The following is a 15,858-nucleotide window of genomic DNA, read 5'->3' as shown; positions in this document are numbered from 1 at the left end:
TATATTATTTTATAAAATAAGAGTAAAAGGCTATGAAAAAGTAATACGCTTATAAGAAAAAATGGAAGCGGTTACTAAAGGAGGATTTTATGAAAAAAGGCCATTGGAATCGTAAAAGAGTCTACAGTATTCGTAAGTTTGCTGTAGGCACTTGCTCTGTCATGATTGGAACCTGTGCGGTTCTATTTGGAGGAAGTGTCGTTGGAGAATCACCAGTTTTCGCGGATGAAACTCCTATTACTCACACTGTGGAAAGTCCGGCAGTGGAGGAAAAAGAAAATCAAGCTGTAGCAGAGCACAAGGATGCTGCAAGTATTGACCAAAGTCAAGCTGCACCAATTGAAGCAAGCAAACCAGAGGTGAAAGAAGATGAACCTGTAGCTTCAAAAGAGGAGAAAGCATCTCTAAAACCTGAAGAAACTGCTCCAAAGGTAGAATCTCAAGCTTCAAGTCAAGAAAAGCCTGTCAAGGAAGAGTTGAAAGCTGCGACAAATGAAGAAGTGAATCAAATGATTGAAGATAGAAAAGTGAATTTTAATCAAAATTGGCACTTTAAGCTCAACGCAAACCCCAAAGAAGCTGTGAAATCAGATGCCGATATATCAACATGGCAAAAATTGGATCTCCCACACGACTGGAGTATCTTTAACGATTTTGACCATCAGTCACCTGCCCAAAACGAGGGGGGACAGCTCAATGGTGGTGAAGCTTGGTATCGCAAGACCTTTAAACTTGATGAAAAAGATCTCAAGAAAAATGTTCGTGTCACCTTTGATGGTGTCTATATGGACTCTCAAGTCTATGTCAATGGCCAGTTAGTGGGGCATTATCCAAATGGTTATAATCAGTTCTCATACGATATCACCAAATATCTTCACAAAGATGGTCGTGAGAATGTAATTGCTGTCCATGCAGTCAACAAACAGCCAAGTAGCCGTTGGTACTCAGGTAGTGGTATCTACCGTGATGTGACCTTACAAGTGACAGATAAGGTTCATGTTGAGAAAAATGGGACAACCATCCTAACGCCAAAACTTGAAGAACAGCAACACGGCAAGGTTGAAACTCATGTAGCCAGCAAAATCGTCAATACAGATGATAAAGACCATGAACTTGTGGCAGAATATCAAATCGTTGAACGTGGTGGTCAGGCTGTAACAGGCGTGGTTCGTACAGCAAGTCGTACCTTGAAAGCACATGAATCAACAAGCCTTGATGCGATTTTAGAAGTTGAACAACCAAAACTCTGGACAGTTTTAAATGACAAACCTGCCTTGTATGAACTGGTTACGCGTGTTTACCGTGACGGTCAATTGGTTGATGCTAAGAAGGATTTGTTTGGTTACCGTTACTATCACTGGACTCCAAATGAAGGTTTCTCTTTGAATGGTGAACGCATTAAATTCCATGGTGTTTCCTTGCACCATGACCACGGAGCACTTGGAGCAGAAGAAAACTATAAGGCAGAATACCGTCGTCTCAAACAAATGAAGGAGATGGGCGTTAATGCCATCCGTACAACTCATAACCCTGCAAGTCCACAGACCTTGCAAATCGCAGCAGAACTTGGTTTGCTCGTTCAGGAAGAAGCCTTTGATACTTGGTATAATGGCAAGAAACCTTATGACTACGGGCGTTTCTTTGAAAAAGACGCCACTCACCCAGAAGCCAGAAAAGGTGAAAAATGGTCTGACTACGATCTTCGTACCATGGTCGAAAGAGACAAAAATAACCCAGCTGTCTTCATGTGGTCTATAGGGAATGAAATCGGTGAAGCTAACGGTAATGCTCACTCTCTTGCAACGGTTAAACGCTTAGTAAAAGTGATTAAAGATGTTGATACTACACGTTATGTTACCATGGGAGCAGATAAGTTCCGCTTTGGTGATGGTAGCGGTGATCATGAGAAAATTGCTAATGAACTGGATGCAGTTGGTTTCAACTACTCAGAAGATAACTACAAGAAACTTCGTGCGAAACATCCAAAATGGTTGATTTACGGTTCAGAAACATCTTCAGCAACCCGTACACGTGGTAGCTATTATCGCCCTGAAAGTGAATTGAAACATAGTAACGGACCTGAACGTCATTACGAACAGTCTGACTATGGTAATGACCGAGTTGGCTGGGGTAAAACGGCGACAGATTCATGGACTTTTGACCGTGACAACGCTGGCTATGCTGGACAGTTTATCTGGACAGGTACGGACTATATCGGTGAACCTACACCATGGCACAACCAAAACCAAACTCCCGTTAAGAGCTCTTACTTTGGTATCGTAGATACAGCCGGTATTCCAAAACATGACTTTTATCTCTACCAAAGCCAATGGGTTTCTGCTAAGAAGAAACCAATGGTTCACCTCCTTCCTCATTGGAACTGGGAAAATAGAGAATTGGCATCGAAGGTTGAAGATTCAGACGGAAAAATCCCAGTTCGTGCGTACTCAAACGCTACAAGCGTTGAATTGTTCTTGAACGGTCAATCTCTCGGTGTTAAAAAGTTCAACAAAAAACAAACTAGTGATGGCCGTACCTACCAAGAGGGTGCCAATGCTAAGGAACTCTATCTTGAGTGGAAGGTTGCTTACCAACCAGGTACTTTGGAAGCTGTAGCTCGCGATGAAGCTGGAAAAGAAATTGCTCGTGACAAGATTACCACTGCAGGTCAACCAGCAGGTGTTCGTCTTGTCAAGGAAGAACACGCAATCGCAGCAGATGGAAAAGACTTGACCTACATCTACTACGAAATCGTTGACAGTCAAGGAAATGTGGTGCCAACTGCCAATAATTTGGTTCGTTTCCAATTGCATGGACAAGGTCAACTGGTCGGTGTCGATAATGGGGAACAAGCCAGCCGTGAACGCTATAAGGCGCAAGCAGATGGTTCTTGGATTCGCAGAGCCTTTAACGGTAAAGGGGTTGCCATTGTCAAATCAACTGAACAAGCAGGCAAATTCACGCTGACAGCTCATTCAGATCTCTTGAAATCTGGTCAAGTAACAGTCTTTACTGGTAAGAAAGAAGGACAAGAAAAGACAGTTCTAGGAACAGAGGTACCAAAAGTACGTACTGTTATCGAGAAAGAACCAAAAATGCCGAAGACCGTCGCTTTTGTCTATAGTGATGGCAGTCGTGAAAAACGTCCAGTAACATGGTCTTCTGTTGATGTGAGCCAAGCTGGAGTTGTGACAGTTAAAGGCATGGCAGACGGACGTGAAGTAGAGGCTCGTGTTGAGGTTCTAGCAATTGCGAAAGAACTACCAACAGTTAAACGTGTTGCCCCAGGAACAGATTTGAATGCTGTTGATAAATACGTTTCTATCACTGTAACAGATGGAAGCGTTCAAGAATACGAAGTGGATAAGTGGGAGATTGCGGAAGCAGATAAAGCCAAACTCTCAGTCGCAGGATCACGTATTCAAATGACTGGCCAACTAGGAGGCGAAACCGTTCATGCTACCCTTGTGGTAGAAGAAGGCAATCCTGCAGCACCTGTAGTGCCAAATGTAAGTGTTGGTGGTGAAGCCGTTACAGGCCTAACTAGTCAACATCCAATGCAATACCGCACTCTTGCTTATGGTGCCCAATTGCCAGAAGTCACAGCAAGTGCTGAAAATGCAACTGTTACAGTCCTTCAAGCAAGTGCAGCAAACGGTATGCGTGCAAGCATCTATGTTCAACCAAAAGATGGTGGTCCTCTTCAAACTTATGCGATTCAATTCCTTGAAGAAGCACCAAAAATTGACCACTTGAGCCTACAAGTAGAACAAGTTGACGGTCTTAAGGAAGACCAAACAGTGAAATTGTCTGTTCTCGCTCACTATCAAGATGGAACACAAGCTGTATTACCAGCGGATAAGGTGAACTTCTCTACAAGTGGTGAAGGGGAAGTCGCAGTTCGTAAAGGAATGCTTGAGTTACATAAGCCAGGAGCAGTCACTCTCAAAGCGGAATATGAGGGGGCTAAAGGCCAAGTTGAACTCACTATCCAAGCCAACACTGAGAAGAAGATTGCGCAATCTATCCGTCCTGTAAATGTAGTCACAGATTTGCATCAGGAACCAAGTCTTCCATCAACAGTAACTGTTGAGTATGACAAAGGTTTCCCTAAAGCCCACAAAGTCACTTGGCAAGCCATTCCAAAAGAAAAACTCGACCACTATCAAACCTTTGAAGTTCTAGGTAAAGTTGAAGGTCTTGATCTTGAAGCGCGTGCTAAAGTATCTGTAGAAGGCATCGTTTCAGTTGAAGAAGTTAGTGTGACAACTCCAATCGCAGAAGCGCCACAATTACCAGAAAGTGTTCGTACCTACGATTCAAATGGTCACGTTTCATCAGCTAAGGTTACTTGGGATGCGATTCGTCCAGAGCAATACGCCAAGGAAGGTGTCTTTACAGTTAATGGTCGCCTAGAAGGTACGCAATTAACAACTAAACTTCATGTTCGCGTATCTGCTCAAACTGAGAAGGGGGCAAATATTTCTGACCAATGGACCGGCTCAGAATTGCCACTTGCCTTTGCTTCAGACTCAAATCCGAGCGACCCTGTTTCAAACGTCAACGATAAATTGATTTCCTTTAATGACCGCCCAGCCAACCGTTGGACAAACTGGAACCGTAGTAATCCAGAAGCTTCAGTTGGTGTTCTATTTGGAGATTCAGGTATCTTGAGCAAACGTTCCGTTGATAATCTAAGTGTCGGATTCCACGAAGACCATGGAGTCGGTGCACCGAAGTCTTATGTGATTGAGTATTATGTTGGTAAGACTGTTCCAACAGCACCTAAAAACCCTAGCTTTGTAGGCAATGAAGAACATGTCTTTAACGATCCAGCTAACTGGAAACCAGTTACCAATCTAAAAGCCCCTACTCAACTCAAGGCTGGAGAAATGAATCACTTTAGCTTTGATAAAGTTGAAACCTATGCTGTTCGCATTCGCATGGTGAAAGCAGATAACAAGCGTGGAACTTCTATCACAGAGGTACAAATCTTTGCGAAACAAGTCGCAGCAGCTAAACAAGGACAAACAAGAATTAAAGTTGACGGTAAAGACTTAACAAACTTCAACCCTGATTTGACAGACTACTACCTTGAGTCTGTAAATGGAAAAGTTCCCACAGTAACAGCAAGTGTTAGCAATAATGGCCTTGCAACGGTCGTTCCAAGCGTTCGTGAAGGTGAGCCGGTTCGTGTCATCGCGAAAGCTGAAAATGGCGACATCCTAGGAGAATACCGTATGCACTTCACTAAGGATAAAGACTTGCTCTCTCGTAAACCAGTTGCTGCGGTTAAACAAGCTCGCTTGTTGCAACTAGGGCAACCACTTGAATTGCCAACTAAGGTTCCTGTTTACTTCACAGGTAAAGACGGTTACGAAACAAAAGACTTGGCAGTGGAATGGGAAGAAGTTCCAGCAGAAAATATGACTAAAGCAGGTCAATTTACCGTTCGAGGTCGTGTCCTTGGTAGTGACCTCGTTGCTGAGTTCACTGTACGAGTGACAGACAAACTTGGTGAGGCTCTCTCAAACAACCCTAACTATGATGAAAACAGTAACCAAGCCTTTGCTTCTGCAACCAATGATACTGATCCAAGTTCACATGATCGTGTAGACTATATCAATGATGGAGACCACAATGAAAATCGCCGTTGGACAAACTGGTCTCCAACACCATCTTCTAATCCAGAAGTATCAACAGGTGTTATTTTCCGTGAAAATGGTAAGATTGTAGAACGGACTGTTGCGCAAGCCAAACTTCACTTCTTTGCAGATAGTGGAACGGATGCGCCATCTAAACTCGTTTTGGAACGCTATATTGGTCCAGACTTTGAAGTGCCTACCTACTATTCAAACTACCAAGCCTACGAATCAGGCCATCCATTCAACAATCCAGATAACTGGGAAGCTGTTCCTTATCGTGCGGATAAAGATATTGAAGCTGGTGATGAAATCAACGTAACATTTAAAGCTGTGAAAGCCAAAGCCATGAGATGGCGTATGGAGCGTAAAGCAGACAAGAGCGGTGTTGCAATGATTGAGATGACCTTCCTTGCACCAAGCGAATTGCCTCAAGAAAGCACTCAATCGAAGATTCTTGTAGATGGAAAAGACCTTCCTGATTTCGCTGAAAACCGTCAAAACTATCAAGTAACCTATAAAGGTCAACGTCCAAAAGTGACCGTTCAAGAAAGCAATCAAGTAGCTTCAACAGTTGTAGATAGTGGCGATGATAGCCTTCCAGTACTTGTTCGCCTCGTTTCAGAAAGTGGAAAACAAGTCAAGGAATATCGTATCCAACTAGTCAAAGAAAAAACAATTTCTGAGAAAACAGCCCCTACTATTCAAGAAGAAAATCCAAGTCTTGAGGTTGTCGAAAAAGAACTTGCCTTCCAGACTGTAGAAAAAGAAGATTCAAGTCTATATGTTGGTGAAAGCCGTGTAGAACAAGAAGGACAAGTTGGTAAGGAACGTATTCTTACATCTGTTAGCCCAGACGGAACTCGTGAAGAGAAACTCCGTGAAGTGATCCAGGCTCCTGTTAACCGGGTTCTTCTCGTTGGAACTAAACGTGGTACGGCTCAACCGCTTGATGGTGTCAAAGATTTGGTTCATGAAAAACCAGAACTTCTGGTTGAAGAAGAGGCAATTGATTTCAAAGTTCAAGAACGTAAGACTGACAAACTTTATGTGGGTGAAAGTCGTGTTCTTCAAGAAGGTCAAAAAGGTGTTCGTGTCCACCTAGTAGAAGTCGAAAACGGTAAGCGTACATCGAAAGAAACCTTTGATAAGATAGTTGCGCAAGATCGTATCGTGGAAGTAGGAACTAAACGTGGTACGGCTCAACCGCTTGATGGTGTCAAAGATTTGGTTCATCACAAGCCAGAGCTCCTAGTGGAAGAAGAGGAAGTTGATTTCCAAGTTCAAGAACGTAAGAACGATAAACTTCCAGTAGGGCAAACTCGTGTGATCCAAGAAGGCCAAAAAGGTGTACGTGTTCATCTCATCGAAGTGGATAATGGGAAACGCACTCTAAAGGAAACCTTTGATAAGGTAGCAGCACAAGATCGTATCGTGGAAGTGGGAACTGCTGTAGCACAAGAAGGACCAAATCCACAAGTTCCTGTCAATCCAGATGCGCACCAACTGGCTCAAACAGGAGCACAATCTCAAGAAGAAAAAGTGACACAAACTGAAAAAGGTCACCTTCCAAATACAGGAAGTGAGTCTCAGGTGTCAGCTTTAGCAGCAGGGGTGGCTCTCTTGGGCTTAGGTGCAGGCCTTGCAGCTACTACTCGCAAAAAAGAAGATTAAGTTTAGTTACAAGCTAAACTGAACAGGAAAAGGCCAGAGTGATGCTCTGGTCTTTTTCGTCTGAGTTGTAATAGTAAACAAATGCTTAGAATAGTCAATCCTATTCCAAATGGATTTTGTTCAAAATTCATAAAGTGCCCTTCACACTTATAAAAAGAGAGGTCGTGTTTGAAAATAATTGATAAATATGCTACAATAGTAGGCACTGGTAATTTTTATAAATGATTTTTTAATGAGAAAAATCGGATAAAATCCATTCAACTTTCGAAGAGCCATGATCAGATGAAAAAGTGTTAAATTCCTCACCCTTTAGGGATTTTGTTATGGGAATGATTTTTTAGATGTCAATCATGGTGACAGAGTTGATATACTTATAAAAATTTTAAGGATTAAGTAAATCCGTTTATGCATTTGATAATGTTCAAATAGAAAAAATGGAAGAACAGGTGTTCTCACATGAAAATATTCAAGGATAGAAGAGAAGCTCCAAGTAGATTTACACTCATGAGGTGCTCCTGTATTTCGTAGGTGAAATATCATGGTAAACCAGTTAATCCTATCTTGATTATCAGTGGGATGAGCCTGTTTTCTTGGGTTGTCTTGCTGTTACGATGGTGCATGAACATTGCTAGAAAATGATCGCAAGACTTGCTAAATATAAAGAATAAAGGATGACAGATGAAACATTTCGGTCTTAAGAAACAGAAACGAACAAGTATTTTTTTCCGAAGAGCAATTTTTACAATTTTGATCATTGCGATCTATTTACTTGGTCGCCATATTTTACTTCCAGGATACAATGGCAATACAGGTTTTTCGCAAATAACTGAGCAAAATCCCTTGGCCTATTTGTATTCCTTGGCAGGAGTAGATGTCTCTCAGATTTCCATGTTTTCTCTGGGATTAGGTCCATGGATTACGACGATGATTGTCTGGCAGGTCATCAACTTGAATAAAAGTTGGAATATCCAGTCCTGGTCATTGAAAAAAGCGGATTTTGTGCAAAAGATTCTCACTTTGATTTTTTCCGTGTTACAAGGGATAGCTGTTATGTATACGGCTCGTTCGGAAAATGGACGCTTTTTGCTTCTTGTAGATGATTGGATTTATAATATGGCTGTACTAGCAACTGTTGTAGCAGGAAGCTTTGTTATTATCTGGTTGGCTGGTTTGAATGTTAGCAAGGGAGTAGGCGGGCAGACAATCATTATTATTTCAGGAATTCTGCTACAATTTGCTAACCAATTAGTGGTATTGATAGGACAATCTGTTTTGTCCAAAGAAGGATTAGCCTTTCTAGTAGGTGCGGCGATCTCATTTTTGCTCTTGGGCTATATTGCCGTGGTCTGCGAGAGAGCTGAAATTCGTTTGCCTCTAAATCGAGTCATGTTAAGTAGTCGTTACTATGGCAAATCTTACCTCCCTATCAAATTTCTTCCCTCTGGGGGAATGCCTATTATGTATGCCTCGAGTGTTATTATGTTGCTTCAGTTGGTATTAGACTGGTTTGGACATGGTTTTACAAAAAATTTTGGTAGTTTATTTGACTTTACAAAACCCCTAAGTTTAGCCTTTTACTTGCTTGCTATCTATCTTCTTGCAATTTTATTTGCCTATATCAACTTAGAACCAGAAGAAACAGCGAAACGTTTACAACGTCAAGGAGAATACTTAGATTATATCCAGCCTGGGAAAGCAACTTTAAAAGTTTTGAAACATTACATTTCCTTACAATCTAACGTAGGAGCACTCTACCTGATCGTTTTTATTGGTTTACCCTATTTCATTAATTTCTTCCTACCTCTTCCAAATTTGCTTTTGACTATACCAAGTACATTGATCATTTTAGTCAGTATGCTCTTGCCTTTGCATGAAGAAATACGTATCTTGAGAATTGGGACTTACTACCACAAAGAATTAGAATTTAAAGGAGAATAGAGGGATATGTTTTACTTTGTACCATCTTGGTATAGACAAGATCGGAAATGGTATTCTACCACCCTGCCTTTCTATTACGTGTCTAAAAATATGATGTTTGATGATGCGGTGAATTTGCTGCGAATGTTTCAGCAATCAGGAGAGGCAAATACCACTCTGATTTTGAACTATTCACCACATATTCGAACCTTTCTTTATCAGCAAAGAATATTGCCAGAAACTGTATGGAATCTATTTGATACCATACAAGGTCTGACGGATGTATCTGTACGTAAAATTCGTCTGGAAGATATTAAATGGCCTCAAGGAGTAGAATTCTTCTATACTCCTTTTATGATTGAGGTATATTTAAATCAAGAACACTATGCTAAAATTAACTTTTCACAAACAGGTAATTTCTTTGATATTACTTATTTTGAGGGTGGGCAGACAAATCATCAGCTAATTTTTGATGATCGTGGATTTGTTTCAAGTATCATCTATTTTGAAAATGATCAACCTTACTACCAAGATTATTTAAATTTACAAGGCACATGGCAGTTTAGGGAATTTTTGGGCACAGAAAATCATCAAGTGCTTATCAACCCTGAAGCGCAGGCTACATTTGCAAAAGAAGTTTACCGAGATATCGAAGAATTGATCAATGAAAAACTAGATCAGTATCTAACTTCTGCGCTAACCAAGGATGATACGATTGTGATTTCGTCAGATGTGCAGCACAATCACTTTTTCCAAAAGATTAAGGAAAACCATCATGTTATCTTGTCTTTTTTTGGAGATCGCTATCCAATTACAAACCAGAAGCAGCTGCTAACGGATTTGACAGACACGCCGTTCTTCGTTGTTGATAGTTTAAATAAAATTGAAACGATAGCAGCTAATGTGGATCTAGAACAGTTGCCGGGATTTTATGAGATTCCGCCTTATGATACTCATCTAAACCTAGGACATAGTCAAAGAAAAAAAGAGTTAATTGTTTACGTCAATTACGACAATCTACCAGCAGATCAAATTCAATATGTGTTTACGACTTTGTTTGAAATGATGTTGAAAAATGAATGGATTGACTTGCTGGTTGGAACACAAAGTCAGGATTTTGGTCGAGAGGCCTATATAAAACAGGTACTAGAAAGCTATCGATCACTTAAGCCAGAATATGAACAAGAATTGATTTTTGTTGATAAAGAGAAAAGAGCAAGAGGTGAAAACCGAGTTCTTGATGATGAAGAGGAGATTGTTCGCGAACGGATTGATATTGAAACCATTCATAGCGACAGCGATTTGATTAAAGTTCTGAAGTACGTTCGTATTATACTAGATTTGGGAACTCCAGCTGATGTGTTGACTCAAATCGCTGGCATTAGTGGAGGGATCCCTCAGGTTAACTTGTATAGTTCTTCTTATGTGAAGCATGGAGAAAATGGTTGGATTCTAGATGATATTTCAGATTTTGAAGAGGCACTCTTATACTACCTCACAAACTTAGAACATTGGAATCAATCTCTAGTTCACTCAGTCAAGAAGATTGAACAGTATACAAGGGGTGAGATTGTCGATATGTGGAAAAATACCATAAAGGAATTAAAAGGAAATGAAAAAAATTAGTGTTTTGCAAATTGCTGATGAAAATTGGCAGGAGCAATATGAAATTCCTAGTAATATAAAATGGACATTTGTCAAACCAGAAGACATCGTCTCTTTATTGCCAGAAGACATCGGGATCTTAAATAGAGAAGTTGAGGCGGAAAACGGGAAAAAAAAGAAGAAAAAAGTAGACAAACCGTTTGATGTCGTGTTGGTAGATACTGCTGAATATTTAGAGTATGTCACTATCTTGGATCAGAAAATTCAGGTTTACCGTATGTTCTATCATGAGCGTTGTCAAATCACTACAAAAACGCTGGAACGATTTCTTTTGCGCAAAAAAGCTGTGAAAACAAATTTTGAAAATCCAGAGCAGATGCTACATATATTTTCACGTGGTTTTTTCTCTAAGCAAAATGGAACGAAACTAAGTGTTAATCATCTAGTCGCTGCACCATCTTTTGAGGGGCAAGTCAGTTATGAAGGGACAAATTACCTTCGTTTGTGTGGCCGATACGGCGAGGATTATCAGACTATTGCGACCTATCAACATAATGTTTTTCTGAGCGGGGAGATGCCTTTAGATCTGTGGCCTGAGTTCAGGGTTTCAGAAGGTTGTTCAATCCGCTACGTTGTTAAAGGTTTTCCAGCTGGAAATTCTCCCATGCAAGAATGGATTTATGATGAAACGAGCTTTGATCGGTCTCTGACGTTAGATGTAAATGATTCGTATTATTTGAGTATCAGTATTCAAGCAAAAGGACAAGGAATTGTAAAACTTGGTCCCTGCCACTATCGAGACTCCCATCTAGGCTATGGAGACTTGTTAGTCGGAGGAAAACGAATTAGCGATAAGAATAGAGAAGAACTGATTTATTTCTTCCATCCAGGAGATTTGAAACCACCGTTGAACATCTATTTTTCAGGGTACCGTCCTGCAGAGGGATTCGAGGGATACTGGATGATGAATAATCTGGGATCGCCATTCTTACTAGTAGGGGATCCGCGTTCAGAAGGGGGCGCATTCTATCTTGGATCGGAGGAGCTGGAACAAAAACTTCTCCAAGTGGTTCATAACTGCTTAGATGAACTTGGTTTTACGAAGGAACAACTGACCTTGTCAGGTTTGTCAATGGGGACTTTTGGTGCTCTTTACTATAGTTCTAAGTTGGAGCCTCACGCCGTCATTGTCGGAAAACCTCTTGTCAACTTAGGAGATATGGCAGAAAATGAGTCAACTATTCGTCCGGGAGGATTTCCAACGTCACTGGATTTAGTGTATCGTACAATAGGGGAGTTATCAAGTGAAGCTACAGCTCAGCTTAACGAACGTTTCTGGACGGCTTTTGAGTCAGCTGATTTCTCAAGAACAAAATTCATTATCTCCTTTATGTATCAAGATGACTATGATATGTCTGCCTATCCCGATATGCTGGATGAATTAGGACAGCGAGATTACCGCGTCAGCGTTATCAGTAAGGGATTGACTGGACGACACAACGACGATACACAAGGTATTGTCGAATGGTTCTTTAATCAATATAAAACGCTATTAATGAATAGTTTTGAAAGGGAGTTTAAATCGTGAGATACAAGGAAGAAGTCTATTTTGCTTATTGGGATATCCAAAGCATATCTCAGTATCTATACGGTTCATCTGTCAAACTGTTAGATGGTGGTCATGTTTTGTATGAAAACCAGTTCATGCCCTCGGGGACAGTTATTCATGAATGGCATTCACGGGCAAACTATCAGGCCTTACGCAATACGAGTCAGCTTCCTGAATTGAAACGTGGGCAAAACTATATTTTTGGCAGTCATATAGAAACCATCCCAGAAAATTCAACATACTTAAAAGTTGAATTTATGGATGCTCGAGATGAAGAAATTTCGAATCAAATCATTAAACAGGGAGAGAGAGTCAGCGTATGCGTTCCAGATAATACACAATATTATAAGGTGCAGTTAGTCAGCTCGGGTTGTCATCGCTTCCTTTTTGAAGGGATTTATGTTGCTGAGGAGCAGTTGGCGGATTATACAGTGGATCGCTACTGGATATCTGATTTGCTTCATCAGGATTCCGAGAAAGAAACGATGTATGTTTGCTTTACTGAACCCGAACTCAATCGAACAGGCTTTATTCCAGAACGTGTTCGTGAACATTTCTCAAATGTATTGATTGTTAATTCGTCTTATAGAGAAGCGCTCTTATACATGGAGGAACGTTTTTACGAAACCTTGCTTGAAACGATTGAAGAATTAGCGCAAGAGCATCTTTTTGAAAAAGTGACTTTTGTTGGTTATGGAGCAATTTCTAATATTGCGGCCTTGCATTACTCCAAACAATTTGGAAATTCATACGCTCTTGTGACGGATGAGTTTTTAAGCGAACTAGACTATCAACGCTTGCTGGAACGTTACCGTGCTCGAGTAAATCCGCCTATTTTTAAAGAATTATTGCTACAGCAATTTAATCCGACAAAAGTTAAGGAATATGCGGACTTGAAGACTAGACCACGTGAACTAGCAAACATTGAATATTTATTAGATAAGTCATTTTTACTTCAAGCGATTGACTTGGAAAAGATTGAAGAGTGGATGAGAGAGAATGAAAACTAAACGATTCAATTTGACCAACTCCTATAAACTGATGCGTTACAAAAAGATTTTGGAGAAGGTTAATAAACTATCTGATAGTTATGCAGCTATGTCAAATGAGAAACTGCAAGCTCAGACAAAATGGTTTAAAGAACGCCTTTCTGGAGGAGAAAGTTTGCAGTCCATTTTGCCAGAAGCGTATGCAACCATTCGTGAGGCAGCCAAGCGTGTATTAGGATTATATCCTTATGACGTTCAGGTTTTAGGGGCCTTGGTTATGCAAGACAATCAGATTGCAGAAATGAGAACAGGGGAAGGAAAAACCTTGACAGCTATCCTTCCTTTATACCTAAATGCTTTGACGGAAAAAAGTACAATCCTAGTCACGGCCAATGAATATTTGGCAGCGCGTGATGCTAAACAAATGGCACCCGTTTTTCGATTTTTAGGAATGACAGTTGGGGTTGGTGTCTCGGACGATCCGACAAAAAAACTTAAAATTCCTCAAAAACAACAAATCTATAAGAATGATATTGTCTATACAACACATAGTGCGTTAGGGTTTGATTACCTAGAAGAAAACTTGGCGACATCTCAATCAAAGAAGTTTTTGCCAAAATTTTATTTTTGTTTGGTCGATGAAGTAGATGCAGCCTTGCTAGATAGTGCGCAGATGCCCCTAATCATTTCAGGTTCTCCTCGGGTTCAATCCAACCTCTTTCTCTCGTGTGATGAGTTTGTAAAAACTCTAAAAGAAGGGGAAGATTTTAATTTAGACTCCACTCGGACGTCTGTATGGTTGACGAGAAAAGGAGTAAAGGAAGCAGAGGTTTATTTCCGCGTTCAGAATGCCTATGATCCAGATAATTACCAGCTCATTCGCCAAATTAACCTAGCTTTGAGAGCTAACCACTTATTTGAAAAAGATCGTCAGTATACGGTGGATAATGGCGAAGTTAAACTGATGGATGAGGCGACAGGACGTCTCTTGGAAGGGAACAAACTCCAATCAGGACTGCACCAAGCACTAGAAGCCAGAGAACGTGTGAAAATCACATTGGAAACGCGTTCGATGGCCTCTATTACCTATCAAAATTTATTTAGAATGTTTCCCAAATTAGCAGGAATGACGGGTACTGGTAAAGTTTGTGAGGATGAGTTCAGAGACGTTTACGACTTGGGAGTCGTAGTTGTTCCTACACGAAAACCCAATTTACGAATTGATTATCCAGATGAAATCTATCTCACGATTCCTCAAAAATTATATGCTTCATTGGAGTATATCAAAAAATTACATAAAAAAGGTCAGCCAGTTTTAATTGCGACAGGATCAGTTGGAATGTCTGAGATTTATTCTATGCTCTTACTCCAAGAGGGAATCGCCCATAATGTGTTGAACGCCCATAATGCAGCGAAAGAGGCTGAGATGATCGCCCTGGCTGGTAGACGTTCTGCAGTGACGGTAGCAACATCAATGGCAGGTCGTGGAACAGATATTATCTTGGAAGAAGGGGTTGCTGAGTTGGGTGGACTTGCTGTTGTTGGAACAGAGAGAATGTCCAGTGAGCGAGTGGATTTGCAGCTTCGCGGTCGTGCCGGACGACAAGGCGCTCCAGGGTTGAGCAAATTCTTTATTTCTCTTGAGGATGATCTTATTTCCAAGTCTGGTAGCAAATGGATTAGTGAGTACTATCACAAAGAAATTGCAAAACCAGAGGAAAAACAAAAGATTCATTTGACCTCTCGTCGTATTAGAAATGCGGTTGAAGAGGCTCAGAAGAATAGTGATAACGCGTCAGCGGCTTCCAGACGTTCAACGGAACGATATGATGAAAGTATCCGTATTCAGCGGCAGATTATCTACAATAAGCGTAATAAACTCATCTCCCATCCAGATTTTGATTTGACTTATTTCTTGTCTATCCTATCGGATGCAGTGGACATTTATACAAGTAAAACACCGTTTAAAGAGCGGGCGGATTTATTTCGCTTTGTTTTGGATAACATTAGTTATTACTGCGAGGATATTCCAGATGATCTAGATGTTACGGATTTACGGCAAGTTAAAAAGTTTTTATCTGACCTCCTTGTTTCAGAGTACCAGCAGAAAAAAGATAAAATCAAGGATTCAGAGTTGTTCAATCAATTTCAACGAACTGTCGTTTTGAGAGCGATAGATGACTGTTGGGTTGAGCAAGTTGACTATTTACAGCAATTTCAAGGTTTGGTGTCTAGTCAAGGGTATGCCCAAAAAAATCCTGTCTTTGAGTTTCATAAAGAAGCTTTTAAATCATACAAAAGAATGAATGCAGATATAAATCTAAACATTATAAAAAATATGGCATTGAGTTACATTAATATTAAGCCTTCTGGGAAGTTAGAAGTTTTCTTTGGCTAATACTTTGACAGATTCTGTTGTAGA

6 protein-coding genes are annotated in these 15,858 nt (G+C 40.5%); all 6 read left to right on the top strand.

Features of this window, described 5'->3' with window-relative positions; all coding sequences use genetic code 11:
• Positions 1-89: 89 nt before the first annotated feature.
• The 6 genes from bgaA to secA2 all read left to right on the top strand — a co-directional run bounded on the left by bgaA (position 90) and on the right by secA2 (position 15,834).
• On the top strand, positions 90-7,316 hold the full coding sequence (gene bgaA, locus B7708_RS00515; protein ID WP_084972949.1) for an LPXTG-anchored adhesin/beta-galactosidase BgaA: 7,227 nt from the start codon (positions 90-92) through the stop codon (positions 7,314-7,316).
• Between the two features lie 678 nt (positions 7,317-7,994).
• Positions 7,995-9,254: a preprotein translocase subunit SecY gene (locus B7708_RS00510; protein ID WP_000680147.1), complete on the top strand. Its 1,260-nt coding sequence runs from the start codon at positions 7,995-7,997 to the stop codon at positions 9,252-9,254.
• Positions 9,255-9,260: 6 nt separating this feature from the next.
• The gene (gene asp1 / locus B7708_RS00505; protein ID WP_084972947.1) at positions 9,261-10,859 is read left to right on the top strand and encodes an accessory Sec system protein Asp1; all 1,599 of its coding nucleotides are present in this window, start codon (positions 9,261-9,263) and stop codon (positions 10,857-10,859) included.
• Positions 10,846-12,426 carry an accessory Sec system protein Asp2 gene (gene asp2, locus B7708_RS00500; protein WP_084972945.1) on the top strand — a complete coding sequence of 527 codons (1,581 nt, stop codon included), beginning with the start codon at positions 10,846-10,848 and terminating at the stop codon, positions 12,424-12,426. The genes asp1 and asp2 overlap by 14 nt, the downstream gene beginning before the upstream one ends.
• The gene (asp3, locus tag B7708_RS00495; protein WP_084972943.1) at positions 12,423-13,457 is read left to right on the top strand and encodes an accessory Sec system protein Asp3; all 1,035 of its coding nucleotides are present in this window, start codon (positions 12,423-12,425) and stop codon (positions 13,455-13,457) included. Before asp2 ends, asp3 begins: the two co-directional genes overlap by 4 nt.
• On the top strand, positions 13,447-15,834 hold the full coding sequence (gene secA2 / locus B7708_RS00490) for an accessory Sec system translocase SecA2 (protein WP_084972941.1): 2,388 nt from the start codon (positions 13,447-13,449) through the stop codon (positions 15,832-15,834). Before asp3 ends, secA2 begins: the two co-directional genes overlap by 11 nt.
• The last annotated feature ends 24 nt before the right edge of the window (positions 15,835-15,858 follow it).

Source organism: Streptococcus oralis subsp. dentisani (assembly GCF_002096615.1).
Classification (GTDB): Bacteria; Bacillota; Bacilli; order Lactobacillales; family Streptococcaceae; genus Streptococcus; species Streptococcus oralis_U.
The sequence above is the reverse complement of the archived record's forward strand: the minus strand, read 5'-3'. Positions and strand labels throughout refer to the sequence as shown.

Bases quoted from the DNA above. Each gene is read 5' to 3' on its own strand.
- bgaA (WP_084972949.1), top strand. From the start codon at position 90: ATGAAAAAAGGCCATTGGAATCGTAAAAGAGTCTACAGTATTCGTAAG.
- B7708_RS00510 (WP_000680147.1), top strand. From the start codon at position 7,995: ATGAAACATTTCGGTCTTAAGAAACAGAAACGAACAAGTATTTTTTTC.
- asp1 (WP_084972947.1), top strand. From the start codon at position 9,261: ATGTTTTACTTTGTACCATCTTGGTATAGACAAGATCGGAAATGGTAT.
- asp2 (WP_084972945.1), top strand. From the start codon at position 10,846: ATGAAAAAAATTAGTGTTTTGCAAATTGCTGATGAAAATTGGCAGGAG.
- secA2 (WP_084972941.1), top strand. From the start codon at position 13,447: ATGAAAACTAAACGATTCAATTTGACCAACTCCTATAAACTGATGCGT.